Raw genomic sequence first — 24766 nt, 5'->3', positions numbered from 1 at the left:
CTTTCGAGGAATTGTTTTTTGCGGCGCCCCGAACGGTGTGGATCACTACAGGAGGACATATGCCGCGGCCATCGCAACGACTGCTCTCACCGGCGATCATCACCGAGGCAGCGATCGAGTCGGTGGACGAATCCGGCGACTTCACCATGCCGGGACTCGCCGCACGACTGAAGGTGCGACCGTCGTCGCTCTACAACCACGTTTCCGGACGGGCCGAGATCGTCGAACTGATGAGGGCTCAGCTGATGGCGGGAATCGACGTGGAGTCGGCCTCGGGATCCTGGAGCGAGACCGTCTCTGCGCTGGCAGCCGAGTACCGGCGAAGCTACGCAGCACATCCTCGCCTGATTCCGCTCTTCACCGCCCAGACGGTGCAGGCCGGTGTGGCGTTCACCCTGTACAACGCGTTGGCGCAGGCATTCGCCGATGGTGGCTTCGACCCGGCTCAAACGCTGCACGCAATCACAACCGTCGACAGTTTTGTTCTCGGTTCGGCGTTGGATCTGGCGGCGCCGGATGTCCAGTGGGCATCGGGGCCCGAGGCCAACGACGCGATGAAGGCGGCGTTGGCAACATCCGGGAAAAATCCCGAACGTGCCGACGCCGCCTTCGAATTCGGCTTGCGCGTATTGATGGCGGGCCTGATCGCTCAGGCCCCCGAACCTACTGTCTCCTAAGACACGCTGAGGTCGTTCTCGTCGCGCAGAGCCTCTGTGTCGCGGTTGAGGGTTTTGCCCTCGAAGAACTCGGGATTGCGCACTCGCATGACCATCATCAGTACCGCGCCGAGAATGAGGATTCCGAAGCCGAGGAAGAAGACCAGGCCGATTCCGCCGATGGATGCTCCGCTGGCGTTGTCCGGATTCATACTCTCCTGGACCGAAATGACGAACACCGCAAGCAGCATGAGACCACCGATGAGTGGGAACGCGAGCCGGAAGACGAAGTTTCGTACGCTCTCGAAGAGCGTCTTGCGGAAGTACCACACGCACGCGAATGCCGTGATGCCGTAGTACCAGCAGATCATGATACCGAGGGCGGCGATTGTGTCGAGCAGCGCACTTTCGGAGAGGAATGTGACGACGCTGTAGAACACTGCCGTCACCGCGCCGGCCACGACGGTGGCGTACGACGGCACCAGGAACCGAGGCGAGACCTCGGCGAGCTTCTTGGGGAAAGCTCCGTATGCGCCCATGGCGAGCATGGTTCGGGCGGCGGGCAGGAACGTGGTCTGCAGGCTCGCAACGGAAGAGACGAAGACTGCGAGGAAGAGGAGCATTCCGCCCCAGTTGCCCAGGACCGGGTCGGCCAGAGCGCCGAAGACGTTCTCGGAGTTGTCGGGATTGCCGAGACCGAGGCCTTCCTCGCCGACGCCGGCGTACATCATCGCGGCAACGGCGACCAGCAGGTAGGTCAGGAGAATGGTTGCGACACAGAGCAAACCGGCGCGGCCCGGGGTCTTCTTGGGGTTCTTCGACTCCTCGCCCAGCGTGAGACAGGTATCCCAGCCCCAGAACGCGAAGATCGATCCGGTGAGTCCGATGACAAACGCACCGATGGCGAGTCCGCTGAACGGGTTGAACCAACTCAGGTCGAAGGACAATCCGGCCGGGGCATCGCCGGCGCCAACGTGAACCAGTGCAACGACGGCGAAGACGACCAGCAGCACCATCTGGAAGCCGACGAGTGCGAACTGCACGCGCTCGCTGGTAGTGATTCCTCTACTCGCTATCCATGTGGCCAGGGCGATGAAGACGAGTGTGGTGCCGACATTGACAAATTTGTTGCCCGGCAGATCGGCGATCGACGGATTGTCGACCACTCGCGCGATGAACAGATAGAAGAAGTCGACGGCAATGGCAGCAAGGTTCGAGAGCACGATGATGGTGGCGATCACCATGCCCCAGCCGCACATCCAACCGACGTACGGCCCGAATGCCTTGGTGGACCAAGTGAATGACGCGCCGCAGTCAGGTGTGTCGGAGTTCAGCTCGCGGTACGCGTACGCGGTGAGGAACATCGGGATGAAGCCGGCGATGAAGATGGCGGGCATCTTGAGGCCGACCGCGGCGACGATCAATCCGATGCTGGCGGTCAGGGTGTAACCCGGTGCCACGGAGGAGATTCCGAGTACTGCGCCTGAGATCATGCCGATCTTGCCGGTGGCGAGGCCTTTGGAACTCAGTTCGGTGCTGGTCATGACAGTGCCTCCGGCTGGGTGAATTCGTGCTTGGGCACTACGACCATGGGAACGGGCAGCACGCGCAGCATCTTGGCGGCGGTGGAGCCCAGGAAGAGTTTTCGGGGCTGCGCGAGACGGCTGGAACCGACCATCACGAGGTCGCCGTCCTGCCAGTCCAGTTGACGCACTGCCGATTCCACTGTTGAACCGTCGGCGATGATGACCTCGATGGGGAACTCGGCGGGGAGCGCCGCTCTTGCGATGTCAAGCGTGTCCTGAGCGTGATTTCGTGCACGCTCCCTGGCGGACTCGGCGGTGTCGCGGTGATCGCGCAGGTCGTTCTGGGGGTCGAGTGCCACGAGCGAGACCAGTCGCAGCGGAACCTGCATCAGTTCGCTGGTACGTACGGCGGTGTTCAAGACGACGTCGGCGCCGACGCGGGTACCGAGCGCGCAGGTGACCTCTCGTATTGCGGTAGCCGCCGAATGCCGCGTTCCCCGAGGCGCCAGTGCTACCGGGACGTGGGCGGAGTGCAGCAGTTCGGTCGAGACCGAACCTATCGCGTGACGGCCGAGCAGACCGTCGCCGGAAGCTCCCACCACGATCGCCAGCGCGCTCAGTCGGTCAACCTCGTCGAGCAGGCCCTGAGCAAACGACTCGTGGAAGCTCAGGTGTACTTCCACCTGGATGTCCTCGGGCACCGCTGCTTTCGCCTCGGCCAGCCAGTCGTGTGCACGTGCGGCGAGAATGTCGTCGTAGCCGGCTTCCGAGGGAACCTTGGCCGGCAGTGTCCGATCCGGTGGGAGGACCATGCAGATGTCGAGTTGCGCGCCGAGACTGCGCGCGAGCTGGGCCCCGAGGACCAGCCCGTCTTTACCGCTGGGTGTGGCGAGGTATCCGACGATAAGGCGCATGGTGGCTCTTTTCCGGATTGGAGGAATCTGCTGTGCGCCTTTATTAACCGCGGGGGGTTAATAAAGGCGCACAGCAGGAGGGGCGGCGACTCAGTCGTGCGAACTCATGACGTGCTTGAGGCGGGTGTAGTCCTCGACTCCGTATGCCGAGAGATCTTTGCCGTAGCCGGAGTACTTGAAGCCGCCGTGCGGCATCTCGGCAACGAGTGGGATGTGGCAGTTGATCCACACCGCACCGAAGTCGAGAGCGGCGGAGACGCGTTGCGTGACACCGTGATCCTTGGTCCAGATGCTCGAGGCCAGGCCGAACCGAACGTCGTTGGCAAGCGTGATCGCCTCCTTCTCGTCGGAGAAGCTCTGGACTGTGAGGATGGGACCGAAAGTCTCTTCCTGCACGATGTCGTCCGATTGCGCGACGCCGGTGATGACGGTCGGCTCGAAGAAGAATCCGGTTTCGCCCGAACGCTTTCCGCCGGTAACGATCTTGGCCGACGCCGGCAGGTTCGCGATCTTGTCGCTCACGGCGTTGAAGTGGTTGATGTTGTTGAGCGGGCCGTAGAAGGCATCAGGATCGGAAGGCGCGCCGGGGCGCAGCTTCTCGGCGTTCCGGACGAGGGCTTCGACGAGCTGATCGTGGACGGACTCGTGGACGAGCACGCGAGTGGCCGCGGTGCAATCCTGGCCACCGTTGAAGAACGCTGCCTCGGCGATGCCGGTGGCGGTCTTCTCGATGTCGACGTCGCCGAAGACGATCGCCGGCGCTTTGCCGCCCAGCTCGAGGTGCGCGCGCTTGAGTTGCTGCGCTGCGGACACGGCGACAGCGATGCCCGCCCGCACCGAACCGGTGATCGAGACGAGACCGAGGGCCGGGTTCTCCACCAACGTCGCGCCGGTTCCGCCGTTGCCGAGCACGACGTTGAACACGCCGTCCGGCAGGATGCCCTTCGAGAGCTTCGCCAGGACCAGCGTGCTGCCTGGTGTGGTGTCGCTGGGCTTGAGGACGATCGTGTTGCCGGCCGCGAGGGCGGGCCCGATCTTCCACAGCGCCATCATGAACGGGTAGTTCCAGGGAGTGACCTGGCCGACTACGCCGATCGGCTCACGACGGACGTAGGAGGTGAAACCCTCCATGTACTCTCCGGCCGCCTTGCCCTCGAGAAGTCGTGCGGCTCCGGCGAAGAACCGCATCTGATCGGCTCCGACCTTGACCTCTTCGTCGGCGATCATCTGGTGGGCCTGGCCGGTGTTGGCGCTTTCGGCTGCGACGATTTCGTCGCTGTGCGCTTCGATGGCGTCGGCGAGTTTGAGGAGTGCGGCCTGCCGCACGCTTGGTGTCGTCTTACCCCAGGTCTCGAATGCGCGTTGTGCTGCTTCGACGGCGGCGTCGACGTCTTCCTTGGTGGAGACCGGCGTACGCCCGACCACACTCTCGTCCACGGGGTTGATCAGGTCGAGTGTTTCCGTCGCGGCCGAGGCGACGAATTCACCGTTGATGTAGTTCTCGAGTACGACGATCGACATCGGTACCGGTTCCTCTCGAGGTCGAACGAGTTCCGGCCGAGGTGATCAGCACGGAACTCGCACTTTGTGGGGCGTGTGTGAGCAAGTGTGCGCTGACTCACAAGTAAAGGCAGCTGCCAAAAAGGTGAAATCTTTGATCCCCGACGCGCCGAGTTGTACAGTCCTGCCCATGACGATCGCTGTGCGGTGGATGTTGGCGCAGCCGGATCTCGCGCTGGAACTCAAAGGTGGGGCGCAGGGTGTCGGTCGCGAGATCACATTTGCGCACGCCACGGAGCTGCTCGACCCGTTTCGATGGTTGACCGGCGGCGAATTCATCCTCACCACCGGCATCCGATTGCCGTCCACTCAGCAAAAGCGCGGCCGCTATCTCCGGATGCTCGATGCGGCGGGTGTGGCGGCGGTGGGATTCGGAACCGGGCTGTCGTACCCCGAGGTCCCGGCCGATCTGGTGGCCGTCGCCGACGAGATCGGACTCCCGCTGATCGAGGTGCCGCTGCCGACGCCGTTTGCTGCCGTCGTCAAGCGTGTGATGAGCCGGTTGGCAGAGCAGGAATACGAAGCGGTCCTCCGGGCTTCGCGGGCGCAACCGCGGATGACGCGTGCCGTCATTTCCGGCGGAACTGCCGCAACCGTGCGTGAACTGGCGATCGCAACCTCGGCGACGGTGCTTCTTCTCGACGTCGCCGGACGAGTTCTCGAGAGCGCACCTCAACTGCCGACGGACGACGTGATCGACGAACTGCGAGCAACTCTCGGGGGCGGCGCATCCAGCAGCGTGACGCTTGCAAGGTCTGGAGCGTCGATCGCGGTGCAGCAGATCAGCGTCGGGCGAACGCCGTACGGATACCTGGCGGTGATCAGCGCTTCGGCGCTGAGCTACGTCGATCAGATACTGCTCGGTCACGCGAATTCGTTGCTGGCGTTGGACTTCGAGAAACCTGCGCGCCTGCGCGCCACTCAGGATCAGTTGAATTCGCATGCCCTCGGGCTGCTGCTCACCGAAGACCGCGACCCGGCACCGGCGTGGCAACAGATCCGGCAGGCCGCCGACGGCGAGGGAATGATCCGAGGGTTGACAGTTCTTGCCGACACGTCCGACGTAGCGGGACGCGTCGGAGTCGAGATTGCCGAGTTCATGAACAAGGCAGGGCGGCAGTTGTTCTCGCGGATCAACGACACTCGCGTCACAGTGCTGCTGCGTGGAACCGACGACGTCCACTTCGCCCGAGAGCTACTGGGCGGGGTATCGAGGTCCGATCTTCGCTCACTTCGTGTGGGCCTGAGTGCGCGACGGGTGGTCGCAGCGCTGGCCGTCGCCGTCGAACAGTCGCAGCTGTGTGCGTCTGCGGCGGAAATCGGTGGCGAGCCTTTGGAATTCGCGGCGCTGACCGGAAGTGTGCTGCTGTCTTTCGATTCGACGCGTGAAGTGCTCAACACGCTGGCGGAAACGATGATCACACCGATCGAGGACTACGACCGTGACAACGGCACCGAACTGCTGGCGTCATTGCGGGCATTTCTCGAGGCCAACGGGCACTGGGAAGCGGCAGCCATCACGATGGGCGTCCACCGGCACACGCTGCGAAGCCGAATGGCGAAGGTGGAGAGCTTGATCGACTGTCGACTCGAGGTAGCGAGAGTTCGTGCGGAACTGCTGCTCTCGATCATTGCCCGGCAGTCGTGACTGCCGGGCAATGATCGAGACTTGGCAAAGTGGCCGTCAGGCCTTGCTGCGGGCGATGATGTCGGCGGCGGTTCGCTGCCCCATCCGAACAGCACCGTCGACGTGCTGGTACCCCTCGGCCGCGATGTCGGAGCACGAGAAGTGGATCGGGCCGACGGGCGTGCGGGAATCCGCGCCGTATCGGTGCAGGCCACCGAGGTCGAAGCTTGCCGCGTACGCACCGCGGGTCCATTCCTCCGAGCCCCAGTCGGATTCGTAGTACACAACCGGTTCTTCGGCCTTCGGGCCCAGGTAGCGGGCAAGTGAGGCCAGAATCGTGGCCTTACGCTCCTCGACGGAAAGCTCGAACATCGCGTCGGCCTTCTCGTCGGAGACGAAAGCGACCAGGGTGCCGCGATCGTCCTCGTGGTTGGTGTTGTCGTACACCTCCTGCACTACCTCGGACGCGCCGAAGCCGGTGCCGGAGAGGCCGGCTTCGCGCCAGAAAGGCGTCTCGTACACCGCGTGCACCTTGATGACGAGGCCGAGGGACTGGTGTTGGTGCATCTGGTGCTGACGACGCGGCAGCGGGGGATCGTACGAGATCCGGGAGTAGAGGTTGGGCGGTACGGCCAGGATCACTCGGCTTGCCTCGACGCGAACATCGCCGTCCGCCAACACCGTTGCACCGGATTCGTTCCACTTCACCGTTCGCACGGGTGCGTTGAGGAAGACGTCGTCACCGAGGGCCTCCGCCATGCGGATCGATACCTGCTGCATTCCGCCGATCACTCGCTTGTCGAGGATGAAGTCCTCGTCGACGAGGTGGGAGAACGAGCCTGCCGAAGCGGCCATGAGTACGGCCTGCAGGGCAGAGAACGAGTGGGCGGGCTTGGTGAGCATGCCACCGGCGATGAAGAGGCCGATGTTGTCACGTGCCTCGGCGTCGTCGGACTGATTGATCAGCCACTGCTTGAAGGAGACTGTGTCGAGATCGCGGGCGAGGGGATGTGCCCACGGTTCCTCGGCGCCGATCTGTGCTGCGAGATCGTCCATCTCGTCGATGAGACGGTCCATCTCCTTCTTCGTGGTGTCGTTCGTGGGGAAGGAATCACCCGTGTACTGCGTCCGCTCACCTGCCGACGAGATGTAGACGGACTCGCCCTCGCGGTAGCGCTCGAAAGTTTTCAGACCGAGTTCGTCGAGCAAGAAGATCAGCGCGGTCTGGTCGGGGGAGACCCACTGGCCGCCGATTTCCAGAACTGCTCCGTCGATGGTGTCGGTCCACGTGCGGCCGCCGACGCGGTCGCGCGCTTCGATCACAGCGACGGTCAAACCGGCCTTGCGCAGCGCGGTTGCAGCTGCCAGGCCAGAGGGGCCGGCGCCGACGATTGCAACGTCTCTCTGGAGAGTAGGCACTTTGCGAGCTCCTTCATGTTGAGCACCGCTCGAGTCGAAAGCTGCCGACGAGCGAGTGAACGGGTGTCGGTTTTCAGTCTGTCCCGACGAGACGCACACCACACCTGACGAAACGGAGTGTTCGATCGGTGATCTTGTGCCGTTTAGGCGCGGCTAGCCGTTGATGACGTGGCGATCGCCGAGCGGTCGGCTCAGCGGAACGTCCAGGCTGCCGAACACGGCAACCAAGATGCACATCTTGTCCGCGGCCTCCGGCAATGCTCCGGTTCGGAGCGTGACGATCACCGTCGTATCAGTCTCTTCGACGGTTGCGTACGCGCCGTAGCACTCCGGAGTTCCGGTCACGAAGTGGACTGCCACCGTGTGATCGTCGACCTCGGACCACGATTCGAACATGGTGGCCGTCGCACCCACGATGTCGGTGCGGCTGTCGAACTCCGTGCCCATCTCGCTGTCGTCGACCTCGTCGGGAACGGGGGTTCCGAGCGACCAGTCGGCGGGACTTGCTTCGTTGGCCGCCATCGGATTCGGCGCAGCAACCGGCCCCGTTGTCTGGGCCCCGACGGAGCATCCGGCCACAGCAAGGCAGGCCAGAACGGCGAGGGTTAGTACACGCATGAATCCACCGTAACCCTGCTCAAGCGAGTAGCGCCGTGACCAGCGCAATCGCCGGTATCGACGCCAAAGTGGTGACAAAGGCGCTGTCTCGGGCGAGGACCATTCCGCGCCGATATCGGCTTGCATAGATGAAGACGTTCTGTGCCGTCGGCAACGTCGAGACGACCACGATGGCGAACAACTGATGGCCGTCGATGCCGAGGAGGAAGTGCGCCATCAGGTAAGCCAGCACCGGTTGGACGACGATCTTGAGGGTCGACGCAAGCGCGACGTCCCGGCGCGGACTGGAGCCCTTCTCGAGCACTCGTACGCCGTACAACGAGAGCCCGAATGCCAACAGTGCGCCGGGGACCGACGTGGCGCCGATCAATTCGAAAGGCTGCATCAAGGGTCTCGGCGGTACCCAACCGATCAACGCCACGATCAACCCCGCAGCGCCCGCGAGCACGATCGGATTCTTGAACGGAGCGGTGACAGTGTCGATCAGTGACAGTTTTTCGGCTTCGCCCCGCAATGCCGTGAGATCGAGGATCGTCAAGGCGATCGGGGAGTACACGACGATCTGGAAGAGCAGGAGCGGAGCGACGAACGTGGCATCGCCGAGCACGAACACCGCGATCGGGATCCCGAGGTTGGCCGAATTCACGTACGACGCCGACAGCGCGCCGATAGTCAGTTCGGGCAGCGGCCGGTTGAGCCAGATCTTTGCAACGACGACGTACAGAGTGCCGACGGCAAAGGCAGTAGCCGACGCGACCGCGAGCGTCGGGGAGAAGATCACCGACAGATCGGACGACGCGAGGGTGGTGAACAGCAGGGCAGGGGTCGCGACGAAGAAGACGAGTCGACCGAGAACGAACTGTCCTTGGCTACCGAGGGTACCGAGACGGCCGAGCAGATACCCGACCGCGATGACGACAAAAATTACGGTGAAACCCGCAACAACTCCCGACACGCTGCGGGCACCTCTCGACTGGAATGAACGACTTCGGGAAATCTTAGTCCGGGCAACAAAAAGGCCGCGCAGCCGATTGACTGCGCGACCTCTTCGGTACTTCTACGTGTGACTACCGTGCGGCGGTGAAGGGAAGCAACGCCATTTCGCGTGCGTTCTTCACTGCAACGGCGACCTGACGCTGCTGCTGCGGGGTCAGGCCCGTGACGCGACGGCTGCGGATCTTGCCGCGGTCCGAGATGAACGTGCGAAGCAAGTTGATGTCCTTGTAATCGACATGCGTGATCTTCGCTGCGAACAACGGGTTCTTCTTGGGCTTACGACCCTCTACGGGGCGTGGCTTCTTCGACGGTGAACGCTTGACTGCCATCCGACTTCCTTACCAGCTCGACTTGTGTACGCCAGGCAGTTCCCCACGGTGCGCCATTTCTCGCACGCGAATCCGGGAGAGCCCGAACTTCCGCAGGTGGCCGCGCGGACGTCCATCCGCAGCGTCTCGATTGCGCAATCGTACCGGACTGGCGTCGCGTGGTAGACGTTGCAGGGTCGCTTGGGCCTTCGCGCGCTCCTCGGGTGAGCTTTTCGGGGAGCGGATTGCCTCCTTGAGCGCCGATCGCTGCTCCGCGTATCGCTCGACGATGACCCGTCGCTGGTTGTTCTTGGCGATCTTGGACTTCTTGGCCATGCCTACTTCTCTTCTCGGAAATCGACGTGCTTGCGCACCACGGGGTCGTACTTCTTCAGTACGAGGCGATCGGCGTCGTTGCGACGGTTCTTGCGGGTCACGTACGTGTACCCGGTGCCCGCCGTGGACTTGAGTTTCACGATCGGGCGGATCTCGTTGCGTGCCATCTGCTCAGACCTTCTCGCCGCGCGCGCGGATCCGGGCGACGACGGATTCGATGCCGTCGCGGTCGATCGTCTTGATGCCCTTGGTCGAGAGGGTGAGCGTGATTCGACGACCCTCGCTGGGCAATACGTATGTCTTGCGCTGGATGTTCGGGTTCCAGCGACGATTCGAACGCTTGTGGGAGTGCGAGACGGATTTTCCGAACCCCGGCACACGTCCGGTCACTTGGCAGTGAGCCGACATGGGTGTTCCTTTCAACTTGCAGATGACAATCGTTTTCGACAATGCGGTGAGATCAATGTAGCGTTCAACCTCGGTAATGACAATCATTCCCAGAAAGGCCCGCTGTGAACACGATCTTGGACGGCAGGACTCCGCTGGTCCTGGTCGCCGGCATGAGCGAATCCACTCCACACACCGCACGAGCGTTGCTGCGAACCGGAACTGTTCTGGTTCACCACGACCTGAGCCACGTCCGTGAAGGGGTGGTCCGGCGGACGGTCACCTCGATGACCGGGGGCACCGGGTCTGCCGGCACGGTGTCCGAACGCGAGACGATCCTCGAGCTCGCGCACGGCTGCGTCTCCTGCACCCTGCGCGAAGACCTGCTGCCGCTGCTGCGTCGCCTTCACTCGCACAGTTCGGTCCAGCGGATCGTCTTGCTGCTTGACCGCCAACTCGAACCCGAAGCGCTGTGCTGGGCGATCGAGCATGTCGTCGTGACGGGCGTCGTCGGCCAAGTGGACGGACCGGCGCAGCGTGACTGCCGCGTCGACGCCGTCGTGACGTGCATCGACGCCCAGACCTGGCTTGCCGACGCCACCGGCGACGAAGCCCTCGACGACGACCGCACCCTGGCTCAGGTCGTCGTCGGGCAGGTCGACTTCGCCGACGCTCTCGTACTGCGCGGGTCCGATGGACTCGACGGCTGGCAGCGGTCCCGCTTGAACGCGGTTCTCGCGCGCATTGCTCCGCGGGTACCCGTCTTCGATGAGGGAGACGACATCGAGGCACTGCTCCTCGAGGTGCCTGCGGATGCGCGACGCGGTGAGCCGGCCGACGCTCACTCACCGCTGTTGCGTCGTCAGCCGCCGCTCGACGACGACGGCGGAGTGATGCTCGTCGAGTTCACCGCGAACCGGCCGTTCCACCCCGAGCGTCTGCACGAGGCGATCGACGTCCTGCTCGAAGGTGTCGTCTATTCCCGCGGGCGCGTCTGGGTGGCGACTCAACCGGGCGAAGCGCTCTGGCTCGAATCGGCGGGCGGTGGCCTGCGAGTTGCCAGCGCGGACACCTGGCTGGCCGCGATGACGCCGCAGCAACGCGAGCGCGTTCCAGCCGAGCGCCGTGCGCTCGCGGCCCTGAAATGGGACGAGCGTTTCGGCGACCGTGACACCTCGATGGTCGTTCTGACGTGCGGTGCGAACCCGCTCGAGATCGACCGAACACTGCAGCACGCCCTGGTCACCGACGAGGAGTTGGCCGACGAAGCGTCGTGGACCACCTGGGAAGACCCGTTCGGAGAGTTCCACGAAGACCCGTGCGACGAATCCGAATCACCTTATGCCGAAACCGAATCAACGCGAGAGGGAAACGAATGAAGAAGCAGATGCACCCCGACTACCACCCCGTGGTGTTCCAGGACGCCAGCACCGGCAAGAGCTTCCTGACCCGGTCGACCGTGACGAGTGAGCGCACCGTCGAATGGGAAGACGGCGGCACATACCCGCTGTTGGTCGTCGACGTCACGAGCGACTCGCACCCGTTCTGGACCGGAGCACAACGAGTGATGGACACCGCCGGACGCGTCGAGAAGTTCGAGCGTCGCTACGGAAAGCGCAAGGCACTCTGATGGCCGTTCCCAAGCGGAAGATGTCGCGTTCCAACACCCGCAGTCGCCGTGCCCAGTGGAAGGCGACGGCGCCCGATCTGGTCGAGGTCACGGCCTTCGGCCAGACCCACCGGGTTCCTCGGCGACTGGTCAAAGCAGTTCGACTCGGGGTGATCGACCCGAGCCGCATCTGACCGTGCGATCCTTGGCCGGTGCTGCTGAGGATCCTCGAACTGGTGGGCATCGTGGCGTTCGCGGCCTCGGGTGCCCTGGTGGGCGTCACCAAGCGACTCGACATCTTCGGGGTGTGCTCGGTGGGTGTGTTCACCGGCATCGGCGGCGGTATCGTCCGCGACGTCCTTCTCGGCGTCCATCCGCCCAGTTCGCTGAGCAGTTGGCCGTACTTCGGAACGGCCGCCGCCACCTCACTCGCCGTGTTCTACCTACACGAGCCGCTCAATCGACTGCGTCGTGAAATCCTGGCGCTCGACGCCCTGGGGATGGGCTTGTTCGCGAGTACCGGCGCCGTCATCGCGCTGGACAACAACGCCAGTTCGCTGGCGGCGACGTTGATCGGTGCGACCGCGGCGATCGGCGGCGGAGTGATCCGCGACGTCCTCGTCAACGAGGTACCGCTGCTCCTGCACAAAGACCTGTACGCGGTTCCCGCACTGCTCGGCGCTGCGTTGGTGGTCACAGTCTCGCAAGCCGGACTGTCCACCAACGCCGCGCTGGTGTGCGGCACGGCGTTCGCCGCGGTGTTCAGACTGCTTGCGTTATGGCGTCATTGGAGCCTGCCCGGGCCCAGGCGAACCCGGGACTGACCGCGACACGCCGGAGGCCGGAATCGGACCCTCTCAGCCGCATCTCAGCACTTCAGTCCAAACTGTCGGTATGCGTATTTTGGTGGTCGACGACGACCGGGCGGTTCGCGAGTCGCTTCGGCGGTCGCTCAGCTTCAACGGCTACACGGTCGAGCTCGCGGTCGACGGGCTCGACGCACTCGAGAAGATCCTCGCCAACCGGCCGGACGCCGTCGTGCTCGACGTCATGATGCCGCGACTCGACGGACTCGAAGTGTGCCGTCGTCTTCGCAGTGCCGGCGACGACCTGCCCATCCTCGTGCTCACCGCACGCGATTCGGTCAGCGAGAGAGTTGCCGGCCTCGATGCCGGAGCGGACGACTACCTGCCCAAGCCCTTCGCTTTGGAAGAGTTGCTTGCCAGGTTGCGTGCACTACTGCGTCGCACCGCGCCCGATCTGGACGCCGATTCCGAAATGATGGCGTTCGAGGACCTCACACTCGACCCGGTCACCCGTGAGGTCAAGCGCGGTGAACGATCGATCAGCCTGACCCGCACCGAGTTCTCCCTCCTCGAAATGCTCATGGCCAACCCGCGTCGCGTGCTGACCCGTGGACGCATTCTCGAAGAGGTGTGGGGGTACGACTTCCCGACGTCCGGCAATGCGCTCGAGGTGTACGTCGGCTACCTGCGTCGCAAGACGGAAGCCGACGGCGAACCGAGGTTGATCCACACCGTCCGCGGAGTCGGCTACGTCCTGCGGGAGACGCCTCCGTGATCACCGCTCCGTTCGGCAAGAACGCCGAACCGAAGAAATCCTCCACCACCCAAGCGTCCGTCGAAATGCGCCCGCCGATGCCACTGACCCGTTCGGTGTCATTGCGTTGGCGTGTGACGCTCCTCGCTGCGTCGGTGGTGGCCATTGCCGTCGCAGTCATGGCGATCGCGGCGTACGCGGTGGTTTCGCGTGCGCTCTACGCGGACGTCGATCACCAGTTGCGTACCAGGGCGGCGGTGCTCATCGACAGCAATGTCGTGCGATTCGATCCTCGCTACATCTCCGGTGCGACGCTGTACACCACCGACATCAGTGTGGCCCTGATCTTCTCGGACCTGAGCACGTACCAGCCGCCCGGTTCCGACGTGCCGATCGGCGAGGCCGAAGATGCCGTAGCGCGTGGCGAATCGGATTCTTCGCTGCGAACCGTCGACGGTCAGCGAGTGCTTGCTCAACGAACCCATGACGGAAGCACTTTGGTGATCGGTCAGCGGCTCGCGCCGACCGTTGCAGTACTGGACCGACTGGCCTGGGTGCTCTTCGTGGTCGGCGGGTGTGGCGTCATACTTGCTGCGGTGGCGGGTACTACCGTGGGCCGCACCGGTTTACGGCCCATCGCCAGGCTGACTGCCGCCACCGAACGCGTTGCACGGACCGACGATCTGACGCAGATCCCCGTTACCGGCAGCGACGAATTAGCGCGCCTGACAGAGAGTTTCAACACGATGCTGCGGGCGCTCGCCGAGTCTCGTGAGCGTCAGTCGCGCCTCGTTGCGGACGCCGGACACGAGTTGCGCACACCGTTGACTTCGTTGCGTACCAACATGGAATTGCTGATCGCGTCCAGTCGCCCCGGTGCGCCGCAGATTCCCGACGAGGACATGGCGGAACTTCGTGCCGACGTCGTCGCGCAGATCGAGGAACTGTCGACTCTGGTCGGTGACCTTGTCGATCTGGCCCGCGAAGACGCGCCCGAAACCGTGTACGAGCGCGTAGACGTCAGCGACGTCGTCGAGCGTGCGCTCGAACGAGCGCGGCGCAGGCGCAACGAAATCGAGTTCGAAGCGGTCACCACTCCGTGGTACGTCTACGGAGATCAAGCGGGCCTGTCGCGTGCGGTGCTGAACGTCCTCGACAACGCTGCGAAATGGAGTCCGAAGGGCGAACAGGTACGCGTCGAAATGCGTCCGGTCGGCCAAGGATTGTTGGAATTGACCGTAAGTGATGCGGGACCCGGCATTCCGGAGGAGGATCGGGAGTTGGTGTTCGATCGTTTCTACCGGTCGACCGCGGCACGTTCGATGCCGGGATCGGGTCTGGGACTTGCGATTGTGCGTCAGGTCGTCGTCAAGCACGGCGGCACCATCGCGATCGACGAATCCGATCGTGGGGGAGCGCTTGTTCGTATCGTGCTTCCCGGCGAACCAGGGCCGAGTGCCGAGTAGCGTGTTCTGTAGACCCGTTGGTCCCGTACTTCGGTGACTGTCGTCACGAGTTAATGCGTTCGGCCCGAGAGTCTTTCGCGCCGAACCGACAACACCGGATTTTCACGTCGAACTCTGGGTAAAGTGACAGGCACGTCTCAGCGCCTTCTCAGCAGCGCAAGGCAGCATTGTCGGCAGAACAGTTGTGACTGCCCGTCCGGTGGTCACCGTAGACGAAAGCGAGCCGATGACCGAGGACCGTAACGTCGGGCCGACCCGGCCCGAGCAGCCCAACAGCGAGCCCACCACCCAAGCGCAGCCGCAAGCACCTCAAGTGCAGCCCAACAGCGAGCCCACCACCCAATCGCAGCCGCAAGCACCTCAAGTGCAGCCTCAGCAGCCTCAGGGGCAGGCGCCTCAGCAGCCCTACCAGCCGACCGAATCCTTTGCCCGACCCACCGAAGCCCGACCCGCTGAAGGCCGACCCACCGAAGCCTTCGGGCAGGCGCCGCAGCAGCCCACGCAGGCTTTCGGCCACCCGCACGGTGCCCATGAGGCCGCATACCAGCAGAGCGCCCCGTACGGCGCACCCAACCCTGGTGGCCCCGGCGGCCCGAACGGCCCGGGCGGCCACAACCAGATCCCCGCACCGCTACAGGGGCCGAACTCCGGTTCGACCACCACAAAGCCGAAGTCGGGACGCATGGCGCTGGTTGCCGGTGCTCTCGCCCTGGTCCTGGTCAGTGGTGGTGTCGGTGGCGTGGTCGGTGCCGTCGTCGCGGACCGCAACGGTGGAACCGCGACGGTCACCAACTCTCTGAACGCCCCGAAGCCCACTGCGACCAACACGTCCAATGCTCCCGCCGGCTCGGTTCAGGCCGTTGCCTCGAAGGTGGTGCCGAGCGTCGTGCAGATCGAGGTGGCCACCGCGCAGGGACAGGGCGGTGAGGGTTCCGGTGTCATCCTGTCCTCCGACGGTCTGATCCTGACCAACAACCACGTTGCCGGTGCTCAGGGAGCGCAACTTCGCGTCGCGTTCTCCGACGGAACCAAGGCCTCGGCCACCCTTGTCGGTGCCGATCCCGTCTCGGACATCGCCGTCATCAAGGTCGACGGCCGCAACGACCTCACCCCCATCGATCTCGGGAACTCCGGCGACGTTCAGGTCGGACAGCAGGTTGTGGCCGTCGGGTCCCCGCTCGGCCTTGCCGGCACGGTCACCGAAGGCATCATCTCCGCACTCGATCGCCCGGTGTCCACGAGCGGCGAGTCCGGCAACCAGAACACCGTCATCGACGCTCTGCAGACCGACGCAGCGATCAACCCCGGCAACTCCGGCGGCGCCCTCGTCAACATGGACGGCCAGCTGATCGGCATCAACACGGCGATCGCCTCGCTCGGAGCGTCGTCGGGTACCCAGGGCGGTTCCATCGGCCTCGGTTTCGCCATCCCGATCGATCAGGCACGCCGCGTCGCCGACGAACTGATCAAGACCGGCAAGGCGACTCAAGCCATGATCGGCGTGACCGTACCGTCGCAGGACAACGCCGACGGCGCAACCGTCATGGATGTCACTGCTGACGGGCCGGCCGCCAAGGCCGGTATCCCGAAGGGTGCAGTCATCACCAAGGTTGACGATCGTGTTGTCGCAGATGGTGATTCGCTGATCGCGGCAGTGCGTTCACATGCTCCCGGCGACAAGGTCTCGATCACGTACAGCGACGGCGGGCAGACCAAAACCGTCGACGTCACGTTGGGAACCGCGGCAGCGCAGGGCGGCCGATGATGTTCGGCGATCAGCAGACGATCGACCCGATCTTCGGCCAGATCGCAACGGCGTCGGGATCGGACACTACGGTAGGTGTCATGGAACTCGAAGCCACATCGGCCGGCCGCGCTCTGGTCGTCATCGTCGACGATCGCACAGCCCACGGCGACAACACCGACTCCATCGGTCCACTGGTTACGGAACTGCTGAACGAAGCGGGTTTTCTCGTCGATGCGACGGTCGCCGTCGCCGCCGACGAAGTGGAGATCCGCAACGCTCTCAACACCGCAGTCATCGGTGGCGTCGACCTCGTGATCTCGGTCGGCGGTACCGGGGTATCCCCGCGTGACGTCACTCCCGACGTGACCGCAGAGGTTCTCGATCGCGAGATCCCGGGAATTGCCGAAGCACTTCGCGCTTCCGGTCTGTCGGCCGGATCGCTCGAAGCAGGATTGTCCCGCGGCCTCGTCGGGGTTTCGGGAAGCACCGTGGTCGCCAATCTGGCGTCGACCAGGCCGGCAATTCGCGACGGCATGGCAACCCTGACGGCTTTGGCGAGTCACGTCATCGCCGAGCTGTCCAGCCTCGAGGGCTGAGTCAGCTTGTCGGAGCAACCAGATACCCCGAAGAAGCCGCCAGTCGACAAGAAGCGCCTGGCGCACATCTTCGGGGACGTCTTTCCCGAGACGACGTCGGACGAGCGGGGGCCTGAAGGTTCCTCGCGATCCTCGGACGACGACTGGCTGCGCAGTCAGCGGCCCCCGCACCACGGCGGTTGAGAAGTAAATCAGGCCCTCGGACACAATGTCCGAGGGCCTGATTTGTTCTGTGAGCGCTGCCTATTCGAGCGTCTTGGCGTGGGCTCCCGTGTCGGCGCCACCGGCATTGGCGGAGAGGATGTCGCGGATCTGGATGAGCAGATCGGTTTCGCTGGCTTCCTTGTCCTCAGGCTCGGAGACGAACTTCTTCTTTGCCGCATTCGCGGGAACGATCAGCACGAAGTAGACGACCGCCGCGATGATGATGAAGTTGATGATCGCGGTGACCACGGCGCCGAAGTTCAAGAACGTCTCAGCGGTGTCACCCGTCAGCTGAATGCCCCACCCGTATTCGTTGCCGCCGCCGATCGAAGCGACGAGTGGGTTGATGATGTTGCTGGTGAATGCCGTGACGATGGCGGTGAAGGCTGCGCCGATGACCACTGCGACGGCCAGGTCGAGCACGTTTCCGCGAAGCAGGAAATCCTTGAATCCCTTGAGCATGTCGGTGTCCCCTCGAGTCTCCGATGGCAAGTGCCAGATGGTCCGTTGATACCGAACCGACTGGAAAAATCCTAGAGGAGCTTCGGACGCTTTGTGCGGTCAGCGGAATGTCACGGTGATCGCATTGGACAGGGATGCCGCGGCAACGACGTTGGCTGCCGGTGTCGGCAGAGCCAACAGAATCACCTGTTCCTGCTGGTTACGTGTACTTTCCGACGTGGTGACCAGCGCGACTACTGCTCCCGCCGCAAGAATCTGCGGGGCCTGGTCGGCAATTGATTCGTTGGGTGTGTCGGGGCGGGATGTGTCAGTGCGGGATGTGTCAGGGCCGACGGTCAGGACGTCGACGACATCCCCGCTGCGCAACATGTCCGCGACGGCTGCATCGGCCAATCGAACGGGGACGATACGGGCGTCGTCGGTTCCTACCGACAACCCGGCCAGCCGTGGGCTGAGAACGCGCACGTCGGTGACGGTTTCTCCGGAGCGAATCGGGCCGGCAACGGTTCTCCCGACTACCAGGTCGGTATCGGAGACAACTCCTTCGGGAAGCTGTTTCGAGTCGATCTCTCGGATCTCGACATCCGAATCCGCGATCACCTGTCCGGGAGTGAGATCGCGACTCGAGACAACTGCAGCGACGGTATCGGTCGCGGGATCGCCTCGGAAGAAGAGAACGACGCCGAGTGCTGCCAGGGCAACGGCTGCGATCTTGCGGACTGTCGCCGTGCGGAACCGAGTGCCGCGCGTCAGTTCGACGACGCGATCGAAGGTGCTCGGGGTGAGATCGAGCTGGGCGCGCAGTGGATCGGAGCGCCTCGGCGAGCGAGAACGTGCTGACGGCATTCATGCACGTTAGGGCCGGAAGCGGTGCTTCCGGCCCTAACGATGTGAAACTGTGGACAACCCGGAGGTTGTGGAAATCAGCTTGCGGCAGCCTTCGCGGGCGCAGGCGTGCTGGTCGACGAACTCGATGTCGAAGAGGAGTCCGACTTGGACTCGGACTTCGCAGCGGGTGCCGAATCACTCTTGGCGGGCTCGCTCGCAGTCCCGGAGCCGCCGCGGCTGTCGGTGCGGTAGAAGCCGCTGCCCTTGAACACGATGCCAACAGAGTTGAACAGCTTGCGGAGCTTGCCTGAGCAAGCTGGGCAGACCGTCAGCGAATCTTCGCTGAAGGACTGGACGATGTCGAAACGGTTGTCACATTCCGTACATGCGTATGAGTAGGTGGGCACCGGGCTTCCTCCGCACTGTGATGTTCGAGCAGCCGCGTATTTACACCGCAGCCTTTAGCACTCTACAAGTGACAGTGCCAACAGCGCTAATCAGGGATCTATTCCCGCAGATCAATCGCCCTGGAGCCGCGTGAGGCCGCCGCTCGGCGTCAATGCCCAGCCCATCGGAATGTCGTGGTCGTCGGCCGGCAAGATCTCGACGAGTTCGGAGTCTCTGACAATTGCCACGAGCCGAGTCTGCGGTCCGACCGACCCGAGCGTCCGGTCGTAGAAGCCTGCGCCGCGGCCGAGGCGTGTTCCACGAAGATCCACCGCGAGAGCAGGGATCAGCATGCATTCCACGTCGGACAGGGTTTCCGGTGGTAGGACGGGTCCGACGGGCTCCCGAATGCCGTACTTCGCGGGGCGCAAACCGTCGGCACCGCTGTATTGAACCCAGGACAACGGTCCGGGTTCTCCGGTGATCGGAAGTAGTACACGCTGCGCGATCTCGGCAACGGCGTCGAGCAAGTCGGTGGAACCTGGTTCGGTGCGGGTGGGGACGTACGCACAGACGGTTGAGCCGTCGACAATCACTGAACGTATGTGCGTGATCAACGCCGCAGTTTCCGTATTTCGAGTGTGCTCGGAGACTGCATCACGTGCTGCGAGTGCGATTTGTCGCCATTGTGCTTTTGTCTGAGGTGTCACCCCGCAACGATATTCGTCGTGCTGACCGAGCGGTAACAAGCGGCGGCTAAGGTGTTGGCATGACAGACGTTGTCGCTAGCAGCACGAGGGCCTTCCGTACGGCCGTGGTTCCCGCAGCCGGACTTGGTACGCGTTTCCTGCCTGCCACCAAGACGGTTCCGAAAGAATTGCTGCCGGTCGTGGACACACCGGGTATCGAACTGGTGGCGGGTGAAGCTGCGGACTCGGGAGCCGAGCGGCTCGTCATCGTGACGTCCCCGGGCAAAGATGGAGTGGTTGCGCACTTCGTCGAGGATCTCGTGCTCGAAAGCAAGCTGGAAGCGAGCGGAAAACTTGCTGCCCTGGCAAAGGTGCGCAAAGCGCCGGGTTTGCTCGAAGTCGATTCCGTGATCCAGGAGCAGCCCCTCGGCCTCGGGCACGCAGTCGGTTGCGTCGAGTCGGTTCTCGACGACGACGAAGATGCCATCGCGGTCCTTCTGCCCGATGATCTCGTACTCCCGCGTGGCGTCCTGGAGATCATGGCGCGAGTTCGGGCCAAGCGCGGCGGATCCGTTCTCTGTGCAATCGACGTTCCCAAGGACGCAGTGAGCGCTTACGGTGTCTTCGACGTCGAGATCGTTCCCGACGCGGTCAATCCCGACGTCCTCAAGGTCGTCGGCATGGTCGAGAAGCCGGCTGTGGAAGACGCGCCGTCGACCTTTGCCGCTGCGGGTCGCTATCTGCTCGATCGTGCGATCTTCGACGCACTTCGCCGCATCAAGCCGGGAGCCGGCGGTGAGTTGCAACTCACCGACGCCATCGCTCTCCTGATTTCCGAGGGTCATCCGGTTCACGTGGTGGTGCACCGCGGAACGCGTCATGACCTGGGCAACCCCGGCGGGTACCTCCGCGCTTCGGTTGACCTGGCACTCGACAGTGACGATTACGGTCCGTCCTTGCGTAAGTGGCTCGCGGATCGGCTCGACCGCTGAGCGTGTCGCCACGGTGGTTGCTCGCCCGATAACGCAGTATCAATGTGCTTGTCCCTTTTCGAAGGCAAGGCATCATGAGCTGACGGATATCACCGAATTTCCAGACACAGGAGGACGCGGACCAGATGCGGTCGGTTGAGGAGCAGCAGACCAGGGTTACCGCTGCTGCAGTGGCACCCCGTCCGGTTCGGGTCGCCATCTCGGAGGCGCAGGGACTGCTGTGTGCCGAGGAAGTGGTGACCGAACGCCCATTGCCGGGATTCGATCAAGCTGCCATCGACGGTTACGCGGTTCGCAGTGTCGATGTCGCCGGCGCTGGAGCCGACCTCCGCGGCGAGGACGGCGAGCCTACGGACCTCAGCTTGCCGGTGGTCGGCGAGGTGACGGCGGGCTCACGCCAACCGATCCGGTTGCAACCGCGTCAGGCCGTTCGAGTCGACACGGGCGCGCCGCTGCCCACGCTGGCCGACGCCGTGCTCCCGCTCGAAAACACCGACGGTGGTCGCGCTCGCGTCAGGATCTTCGAGCCGGTGCGTTCGGGCGATTACGTTCGCCGTGCAGGTGACGACGTCCAGCCGGGTGACGTGGCCGTTCGGGCAGGCACCATCATCGGAGCCGCGCAGGTCGGTTTGCTTGCCGCGGTCGGTCGCGACAAAGTGCTCGTCCATCCGCGTCCGCGTCTCTCCGTCATCAGCGTCGGTGGAGAACTTGTCGACGTGGATCGCACGCCGGGGCCTGGTCAGGTCTACGACGTCAATTCGTATGCCCTCGCCGCCGCAGCGCGCGATGCCGGCGCCGACGTCAACCGTGTGGGAATCGCAGGCAACGACTCGCGCCGTCTTCGCGAAGTAGTCGAGGGACAGCTGATTCGCTCGGAAATCGTTGTCATCGCCGGTGCCGTGGGCGGCGGAGCGTCCGACGAGGTTCGTGAGGCGCTTGCCGACCTGGGGACACTCGAGGTGGAGCGCGTTGCCATGCATCCGGGATCAGTGCAGGGCTTCGGCAAGCTGGGACGAGACGAGGTTCCGACCTTTCTCCTACCGTCCAACCCGGTCAGCGCACTGGTGGTATTCGAAGTCATGGTTCGCCCGCTGATCAGAATCGCGCTCGGACGCCGCCAACCGATGCGGCGAGTAGTGAAGGCGCGCACGGTGGGAACGATCACGTCGATTGCCGATCGCAAGGGTTTCCTGCGTGGTCAGCTGATGCGTGACGAAGCGACGGGGGAGTACCTGGTGCAGGCACTCGGGGGTGCGCCCGGTGCGTCCTCACATCTCCTCGCGACCTTGGCGGAAGCCAATTGCTTGGTTCTTGTCGATCGAGACGTCACCGAAGTGCACATCGGTGAAGAAGTCGACGTAGCTTTTCTCGCCCAACGTGGGTAACGCCGACCCGAGTGGGGTGTGATGTCAGTCCATCCAGGATGGCCGGAAGATCTCGGCCCACTGCGAGTGCCCGCGGGAGTGGTGACCGTCCGCCCCGTGAAGCTCCGTGACGCTGCTGTGTGGAGTCGCCTCCGCATTCGCGATCGCGAGCACCTGGAGCCGTGGGAGCCCACCGGAGAGTCGCCCTGGGATGCTCGCCACCACATCACTGTCTGGCCGTCCCTGTGCGGGAATCTTCGCTCCGAGGCGCGCAAGGGCCGGATCCTTCCCTTGGTGATCGAACTCGACGGGAAGTACTGCGGGCAGGTCACCATCGGAAATGTCGTGCGCGGCGCTCTGCGGTCCGCCTGGGTGGGCTATTGGGTCGCCTCGCACGTCACCGGTGGGGGCGTAGCCACAGCGGCCGTGGCGCTCACACTCGATCACGCATTCTCGAAGGTCGGTCTGCATCGAGTGGAGGCGACCGTTCGGCCGGAGAACGCATCGAGTCGCGCAGTCCTACGAAATGTTGGGTTCCGGGAGGAAGGTCTTCTCAAGCGCTATCTCGATGTCGACGGCCAATGGCGTGATCATCTTCTGGTCGGAATGACCATCGAGGAAGTACCCACCACCGTCGTCGACAGATTGGTGCGGTCCGGACGCGCTTCGTGGGTGTGACCAATACGGCGCCACGAGCGTGAGAAACGCGAGCTAAACGACAGTTACCGCTGAGTAGTCCTACTTTCGGCCGGAAAAATGTGGTTTTTGATTCAACCAGAACTTGAGACTTTTGGGACTGAACCGGAAGTTCAGTTCGGTACGCGTGTGACACATGAGTATGGTGGGGTTCGGCGCGTCGGCAACGATGCGAGGGCGTCGGCCGTTAACCTTGACTCGTCAACGGCTGGCATAGGTGCTGGTAGGTGATCGGGAGGAGGCCGCGGCATGCCTAGCTCATTCGTGTGGATCGGGCTGGTGGCCGTGTGGCTGTTCGTCCTGGTGCCGATGCTTGTCAACAAGCGCCCCAGGATCCGGCAGACGAGTGACGCGGCGCTCGCGACTCGAGTACTCCACCGCGGCGACAGCAACCCTGTTCAGCGCGGGCCGGCAGCAGGACATCGAAGCGATCCGAACTGGCAACCAGAACCAGTGCGCAGCAGCTACGACGCGGAGGACCAGATGGACACTCACGCAGAAGACGACTACACCGGCGGTCGTGCACCGGTCGGAGAATTTGTTCCCGTTCGGCGCGGCCGAGGCGGATTCGACCCCGAGGCGGATGCCATCGCCCGGGAGGCGCGGTACGCATTCCGTCAGCGGACATTGTTGGGCCTGGCATTCGTCGCGATTCTCTCGGGCGCTCTCGCATTGATCATCTCGCCGATGGTGTGGTGGTTGTTTGTGCTGACCGTGTGCGGCCTCGGTGGGTACATGGCGTACCTACGTCGGCAGGTTCGGATCGAGCAGGAGATTCGCCGCCGTCGTACCGAACGCCTCAACCGATCGCGACTCGGAGTCGAATCGCACACCGACGAAGAGTTGCGCCTGATTCCGGCGCGACTGCGCCGACCAGGAGCGGTTGTCCTCGAGGTCGACGACGAAGATCCGGCGTTCGATCACCTGGATCACTACGAAGAAGAGATCAGGCACACCGAGATGCGTCGCGCGTCCGGTCAGTGACCTATCTCGGTCGATCTTCTGGGCAGATCTTGTCGGGCCGAAAGTTCGTGTCGGGTGATTCCAACGGGAGTATTCGTTCCTGTTAGAGTTGCCGAGCACCGCTGAGGCGGTGGCACGGGGCTGTGGCGCAGTTGGTAGCGCGCTTCGTTCGCATCGAAGAGGTCAGGGGTTCGATTCCCCTCAGCTCCACCAAGAAGTACCAGCAAAAAGGGTCTTTCAACGAAAGTTGAACGGCCCTTTCCTGCATTTTCAGAGCCTGCCCGAATTGTGAAGATTTAGCTCGAGTGTGCGCCGTTTCATACGATTGCGACCGCTGATCCGGACCGTTGAGCTTCCAAGTGAGGGATGATCCTTGGGCGGATACATGTTTGCCGGAAATGTAACGAGGGTGTGTCCGGTGCGATAGGCACGATGAGTCTGCCGCAGTTTTCCGCAGGTCGGACGTATGTGTCGGGGAGGAATGTCGATGAGCCAGCCACGACGGCTAGCGATGATGCTTGTTGCTGTGATGTGCCTGATGGGTATCGGCGTCCTTGCCGTATCGGTCTTCCCTGCCATCGTCGCCGCCCAACCTGGCGGCAACAGTGGCGGTGGAAACAATGGCAACGGAAACGGCAACTACGGCAATAACAACGGCAACAACGGCAACAACGGCAACAACGGCAACAACGGTGGCGGTAACAACGGCAACGGCAACGGCAACTACGGCTGGCATTGCCACCATCACAACTGCGGTACAACGGTAATTCCGACGCCGACCACGACTGAGCCGACCACGACGACTGAAACCACGACGACGACTGAGCCCACGACGACTGAGCCCACGACGACTGCG

Annotated in this window: 30 protein-coding genes and 1 tRNA gene; 17 read left to right on the top strand and 14 right to left on the bottom strand. The window is 63.5% G+C overall.

Features of this window, described 5'->3' with window-relative positions:
- Positions 1-59 precede the first annotated feature (59 nt).
- Positions 60-677: a TetR/AcrR family transcriptional regulator C-terminal domain-containing protein gene (locus tag ABX74_RS06985; protein WP_019744741.1), complete on the top strand. Its 618-nt coding sequence runs from the start codon at positions 60-62 to the stop codon at positions 675-677.
- Here the strand turns inward: ABX74_RS06985 and ABX74_RS06980 are convergent.
- The 3 genes from ABX74_RS06980 to ABX74_RS06970 form a co-directional block, all read right to left on the bottom strand.
- Positions 674-2200, bottom strand: a complete 1527-nt coding sequence (locus ABX74_RS06980; RefSeq protein ID WP_007727566.1) for an APC family permease — start codon at positions 2198-2200, stop codon at positions 674-676. The genes ABX74_RS06985 and ABX74_RS06980 overlap by 4 nt on opposite strands.
- Positions 2197-3096, bottom strand: coding sequence for a universal stress protein (locus ABX74_RS06975; protein WP_047888480.1), 900 nt, complete (start codon positions 3094-3096; stop codon positions 2197-2199). The genes ABX74_RS06980 and ABX74_RS06975 overlap by 4 nt, the downstream gene beginning before the upstream one ends.
- Positions 3097-3186: 90 nt before the next feature.
- A complete protein-coding gene (locus ABX74_RS06970) occupies positions 3187-4617 on the bottom strand; it encodes a gamma-aminobutyraldehyde dehydrogenase (RefSeq protein ID WP_042952576.1) in 1431 nt (476 codons plus the stop codon).
- 169 nt (positions 4618-4786) lie between these two features.
- Between ABX74_RS06970 and ABX74_RS06965 the strand changes: the two genes are divergently transcribed.
- Positions 4787-6304 carry a PucR family transcriptional regulator gene (locus tag ABX74_RS06965; RefSeq protein WP_047888479.1) on the top strand — a complete coding sequence of 506 codons (1518 nt, stop codon included), beginning with the start codon at positions 4787-4789 and terminating at the stop codon, positions 6302-6304.
- A 36-nt stretch (positions 6305-6340) separates the two neighbouring features.
- Here the strand turns inward: ABX74_RS06965 and ABX74_RS06960 are convergent, their stop codons facing one another.
- From ABX74_RS06960 to rpmB, 7 genes are all read right to left on the bottom strand, one after another.
- Positions 6341-7702: a flavin monoamine oxidase family protein gene (locus ABX74_RS06960; protein ID WP_047888511.1), complete on the bottom strand. Its 1362-nt coding sequence runs from the start codon at positions 7700-7702 to the stop codon at positions 6341-6343.
- Between the two features lie 153 nt (positions 7703-7855).
- Entirely contained in the window at positions 7856-8320 is a 465-nt protein-coding gene (locus ABX74_RS06955; protein WP_007727550.1) for a hypothetical protein, read from the bottom strand.
- A 19-nt stretch (positions 8321-8339) separates the two neighbouring features.
- The gene (locus tag ABX74_RS06950) at positions 8340-9275 is read right to left on the bottom strand and encodes an AEC family transporter (protein WP_047888478.1); all 936 of its coding nucleotides are present in this window, start codon (positions 9273-9275) and stop codon (positions 8340-8342) included.
- A 112-nt stretch (positions 9276-9387) separates the two neighbouring features.
- The gene (rpsR, locus tag ABX74_RS06945; RefSeq protein WP_003946414.1) at positions 9388-9645 is read right to left on the bottom strand and encodes a 30S ribosomal protein S18; all 258 of its coding nucleotides are present in this window, start codon (positions 9643-9645) and stop codon (positions 9388-9390) included.
- Between the two features lie 9 nt (positions 9646-9654).
- Complete coding sequence (rpsN, locus tag ABX74_RS06940) at positions 9655-9960, bottom strand: 30S ribosomal protein S14 (protein ID WP_019744735.1); 306 nt, start codon at positions 9958-9960, stop codon at positions 9655-9657.
- Between the two features lie 2 nt (positions 9961-9962).
- A complete protein-coding gene (gene rpmG / locus ABX74_RS06935) occupies positions 9963-10127 on the bottom strand; it encodes a 50S ribosomal protein L33 (protein ID WP_047888477.1) in 165 nt (54 codons plus the stop codon).
- 4 nt (positions 10128-10131) lie between these two features.
- Positions 10132-10368, bottom strand: a complete 237-nt coding sequence (gene rpmB, locus ABX74_RS06930; RefSeq protein WP_020908631.1) for a 50S ribosomal protein L28 — start codon at positions 10366-10368, stop codon at positions 10132-10134.
- Positions 10369-10472: 104 nt separating this feature from the next.
- Here rpmB and mrf point away from each other — a divergent pair, with 104 nt between their 5' ends.
- The 9 genes from mrf to ABX74_RS30315 all read left to right on the top strand — a co-directional run bounded on the left by mrf (position 10473) and on the right by ABX74_RS30315 (position 17508).
- On the top strand, positions 10473-11726 hold the full coding sequence (gene mrf, locus ABX74_RS06925; RefSeq protein WP_082148464.1) for a ribosome hibernation factor-recruiting GTPase MRF: 1254 nt from the start codon (positions 10473-10475) through the stop codon (positions 11724-11726).
- Positions 11723-11977: a type B 50S ribosomal protein L31 gene (locus tag ABX74_RS06920; protein ID WP_003946367.1), complete on the top strand. Its 255-nt coding sequence runs from the start codon at positions 11723-11725 to the stop codon at positions 11975-11977. Before mrf ends, ABX74_RS06920 begins: the two co-directional genes overlap by 4 nt.
- A complete protein-coding gene (rpmF, locus tag ABX74_RS06915; protein WP_007727540.1) occupies positions 11977-12150 on the top strand; it encodes a 50S ribosomal protein L32 in 174 nt (57 codons plus the stop codon). Before ABX74_RS06920 ends, rpmF begins: the two co-directional genes overlap by 1 nt.
- An 18-nt stretch (positions 12151-12168) precedes the next feature.
- Complete coding sequence (locus ABX74_RS06910; protein ID WP_003946409.1) at positions 12169-12780, top strand: trimeric intracellular cation channel family protein; 612 nt, start codon at positions 12169-12171, stop codon at positions 12778-12780.
- Positions 12781-12850: 70 nt separating this feature from the next.
- Positions 12851-13537: a response regulator transcription factor gene (locus ABX74_RS06905; RefSeq protein WP_003946387.1), complete on the top strand. Its 687-nt coding sequence runs from the start codon at positions 12851-12853 to the stop codon at positions 13535-13537.
- Positions 13538-13602: 65 nt separating this feature from the next.
- Entirely contained in the window at positions 13603-14982 is a 1380-nt protein-coding gene (locus ABX74_RS06900) for a sensor histidine kinase (RefSeq protein ID WP_020908630.1), read from the top strand.
- 226 nt (positions 14983-15208) lie between these two features.
- Positions 15209-16747: a S1C family serine protease gene (locus tag ABX74_RS06890; RefSeq protein WP_223257850.1), complete on the top strand. Its 1539-nt coding sequence runs from the start codon at positions 15209-15211 to the stop codon at positions 16745-16747.
- 80 nt (positions 16748-16827) lie between these two features.
- The gene (locus ABX74_RS06885; RefSeq protein WP_176720912.1) at positions 16828-17325 is read left to right on the top strand and encodes a molybdenum cofactor biosynthesis protein B; all 498 of its coding nucleotides are present in this window, start codon (positions 16828-16830) and stop codon (positions 17323-17325) included.
- Positions 17326-17331: 6 nt separating this feature from the next.
- A complete protein-coding gene (locus ABX74_RS30315; protein ID WP_020908628.1) occupies positions 17332-17508 on the top strand; it encodes a hypothetical protein in 177 nt (58 codons plus the stop codon).
- Between the two features lie 60 nt (positions 17509-17568).
- Here the strand turns inward: ABX74_RS30315 and mscL are convergent, their stop codons facing one another.
- The 4 genes from mscL to ABX74_RS06865 all read right to left on the bottom strand — a co-directional run bounded on the left by mscL (position 17569) and on the right by ABX74_RS06865 (position 19916).
- A complete protein-coding gene (gene mscL / locus ABX74_RS06880; protein WP_029255923.1) occupies positions 17569-17991 on the bottom strand; it encodes a large conductance mechanosensitive channel protein MscL in 423 nt (140 codons plus the stop codon).
- 99 nt (positions 17992-18090) lie between these two features.
- On the bottom strand, positions 18091-18837 hold the full coding sequence (locus tag ABX74_RS06875) for an SAF domain-containing protein (protein WP_047888475.1): 747 nt from the start codon (positions 18835-18837) through the stop codon (positions 18091-18093).
- 77 nt (positions 18838-18914) lie between these two features.
- Positions 18915-19226, bottom strand: a complete 312-nt coding sequence (locus ABX74_RS06870) for an FmdB family zinc ribbon protein (protein ID WP_003946378.1) — start codon at positions 19224-19226, stop codon at positions 18915-18917.
- A gap of 111 nt (positions 19227-19337) precedes the next feature.
- Positions 19338-19916 (bottom strand): 5-formyltetrahydrofolate cyclo-ligase, encoded by a 579-nt coding sequence (locus ABX74_RS06865; protein ID WP_046378977.1) that lies wholly within the window; start codon positions 19914-19916, stop codon positions 19338-19340.
- A gap of 59 nt (positions 19917-19975) precedes the next feature.
- On the opposite strand from ABX74_RS06865, the gene ABX74_RS06860 reads away from it, so the two are divergent.
- The 6 genes from ABX74_RS06860 to ABX74_RS30150 all read left to right on the top strand — a co-directional run.
- Positions 19976-20887 carry a UTP--glucose-1-phosphate uridylyltransferase gene (locus tag ABX74_RS06860; protein WP_019744725.1) on the top strand — a complete coding sequence of 304 codons (912 nt, stop codon included), beginning with the start codon at positions 19976-19978 and terminating at the stop codon, positions 20885-20887.
- Positions 20888-21012: 125 nt separating this feature from the next.
- A complete protein-coding gene (glp, locus tag ABX74_RS06855) occupies positions 21013-22272 on the top strand; it encodes a gephyrin-like molybdotransferase Glp (protein WP_003946353.1) in 1260 nt (419 codons plus the stop codon).
- Between the two features lie 21 nt (positions 22273-22293).
- The gene (locus ABX74_RS06850; protein ID WP_007727523.1) at positions 22294-22929 is read left to right on the top strand and encodes a GNAT family N-acetyltransferase; all 636 of its coding nucleotides are present in this window, start codon (positions 22294-22296) and stop codon (positions 22927-22929) included.
- A 267-nt stretch (positions 22930-23196) separates the two neighbouring features.
- Positions 23197-23931 carry a gephyrin-like molybdotransferase receptor GlpR gene (gene glpR, locus ABX74_RS06845; protein ID WP_019744722.1) on the top strand — a complete coding sequence of 245 codons (735 nt, stop codon included), beginning with the start codon at positions 23197-23199 and terminating at the stop codon, positions 23929-23931.
- Between the two features lie 116 nt (positions 23932-24047).
- Positions 24048-24123 (top strand) — tRNA-Ala (locus tag ABX74_RS06840).
- A gap of 274 nt (positions 24124-24397) precedes the next feature.
- Positions 24398-24766, top strand: a 369-nt coding sequence (locus ABX74_RS30150; protein WP_189637311.1) for a hypothetical protein, incomplete at its 3' end; no start/stop codon positions are given.

Origin of the sequence: Rhodococcus sp. ARP2 (assembly GCF_001029585.1) — a bacterium.
GTDB lineage: Bacteria > Actinomycetota > Actinomycetes > Mycobacteriales > Mycobacteriaceae > Rhodococcus_F > Rhodococcus_F erythropolis.
Note: the sequence above shows the minus strand (reverse complement) of the source record. Positions and strands in the feature narration are given on the sequence as shown.

Bases quoted from the DNA above. Each gene is read 5' to 3' on its own strand.
- ABX74_RS06885 (WP_176720912.1), top strand. From the start codon at position 16,828: ATGGAACTCGAAGCCACATCGGCCGGCCGCGCTCTGGTCGTCATCGTC.
- rpsN (WP_019744735.1), bottom strand. From the start codon at position 9,960: ATGGCCAAGAAGTCCAAGATCGCCAAGAACAACCAGCGACGGGTCATC.
- ABX74_RS06920 (WP_003946367.1), top strand. From the start codon at position 11,723: ATGAAGAAGCAGATGCACCCCGACTACCACCCCGTGGTGTTCCAGGAC.
- ABX74_RS06955 (WP_007727550.1), bottom strand. From the start codon at position 8,320: ATGCGTGTACTAACCCTCGCCGTTCTGGCCTGCCTTGCTGTGGCCGGA.
- ABX74_RS06975 (WP_047888480.1), bottom strand. From the start codon at position 3,096: ATGCGCCTTATCGTCGGATACCTCGCCACACCCAGCGGTAAAGACGGG.
- ABX74_RS06890 (WP_223257850.1), top strand. From the start codon at position 15,209: ATGACCGAGGACCGTAACGTCGGGCCGACCCGGCCCGAGCAGCCCAAC.
- ABX74_RS06875 (WP_047888475.1), bottom strand. From the start codon at position 18,837: ATGCCGTCAGCACGTTCTCGCTCGCCGAGGCGCTCCGATCCACTGCGC.
- ABX74_RS06850 (WP_007727523.1), top strand. From the start codon at position 22,294: ATGTCAGTCCATCCAGGATGGCCGGAAGATCTCGGCCCACTGCGAGTG.
- rpmF (WP_007727540.1), top strand. From the start codon at position 11,977: ATGGCCGTTCCCAAGCGGAAGATGTCGCGTTCCAACACCCGCAGTCGC.
- rpsR (WP_003946414.1), bottom strand. From the start codon at position 9,645: ATGGCAGTCAAGCGTTCACCGTCGAAGAAGCCACGCCCCGTAGAGGGT.
- mscL (WP_029255923.1), bottom strand. From the start codon at position 17,991: ATGCTCAAGGGATTCAAGGATTTCCTGCTTCGCGGAAACGTGCTCGAC.
- ABX74_RS06905 (WP_003946387.1), top strand. From the start codon at position 12,851: ATGCGTATTTTGGTGGTCGACGACGACCGGGCGGTTCGCGAGTCGCTT.
- ABX74_RS06985 (WP_019744741.1), top strand. From the start codon at position 60: ATGCCGCGGCCATCGCAACGACTGCTCTCACCGGCGATCATCACCGAG.
- ABX74_RS06970 (WP_042952576.1), bottom strand. From the start codon at position 4,617: ATGTCGATCGTCGTACTCGAGAACTACATCAACGGTGAATTCGTCGCC.
- rpmB (WP_020908631.1), bottom strand. From the start codon at position 10,368: ATGTCGGCTCACTGCCAAGTGACCGGACGTGTGCCGGGGTTCGGAAAA.
- ABX74_RS06980 (WP_007727566.1), bottom strand. From the start codon at position 2,200: ATGACCAGCACCGAACTGAGTTCCAAAGGCCTCGCCACCGGCAAGATC.
- glp (WP_003946353.1), top strand. From the start codon at position 21,013: ATGCGGTCGGTTGAGGAGCAGCAGACCAGGGTTACCGCTGCTGCAGTG.
- rpmG (WP_047888477.1), bottom strand. From the start codon at position 10,127: ATGGCACGCAACGAGATCCGCCCGATCGTGAAACTCAAGTCCACGGCG.
- glpR (WP_019744722.1), top strand. From the start codon at position 23,197: ATGCCTAGCTCATTCGTGTGGATCGGGCTGGTGGCCGTGTGGCTGTTC.
- ABX74_RS06860 (WP_019744725.1), top strand. From the start codon at position 19,976: ATGACAGACGTTGTCGCTAGCAGCACGAGGGCCTTCCGTACGGCCGTG.
- ABX74_RS06965 (WP_047888479.1), top strand. From the start codon at position 4,787: ATGACGATCGCTGTGCGGTGGATGTTGGCGCAGCCGGATCTCGCGCTG.
- ABX74_RS06900 (WP_020908630.1), top strand. From the start codon at position 13,603: ATGCGCCCGCCGATGCCACTGACCCGTTCGGTGTCATTGCGTTGGCGT.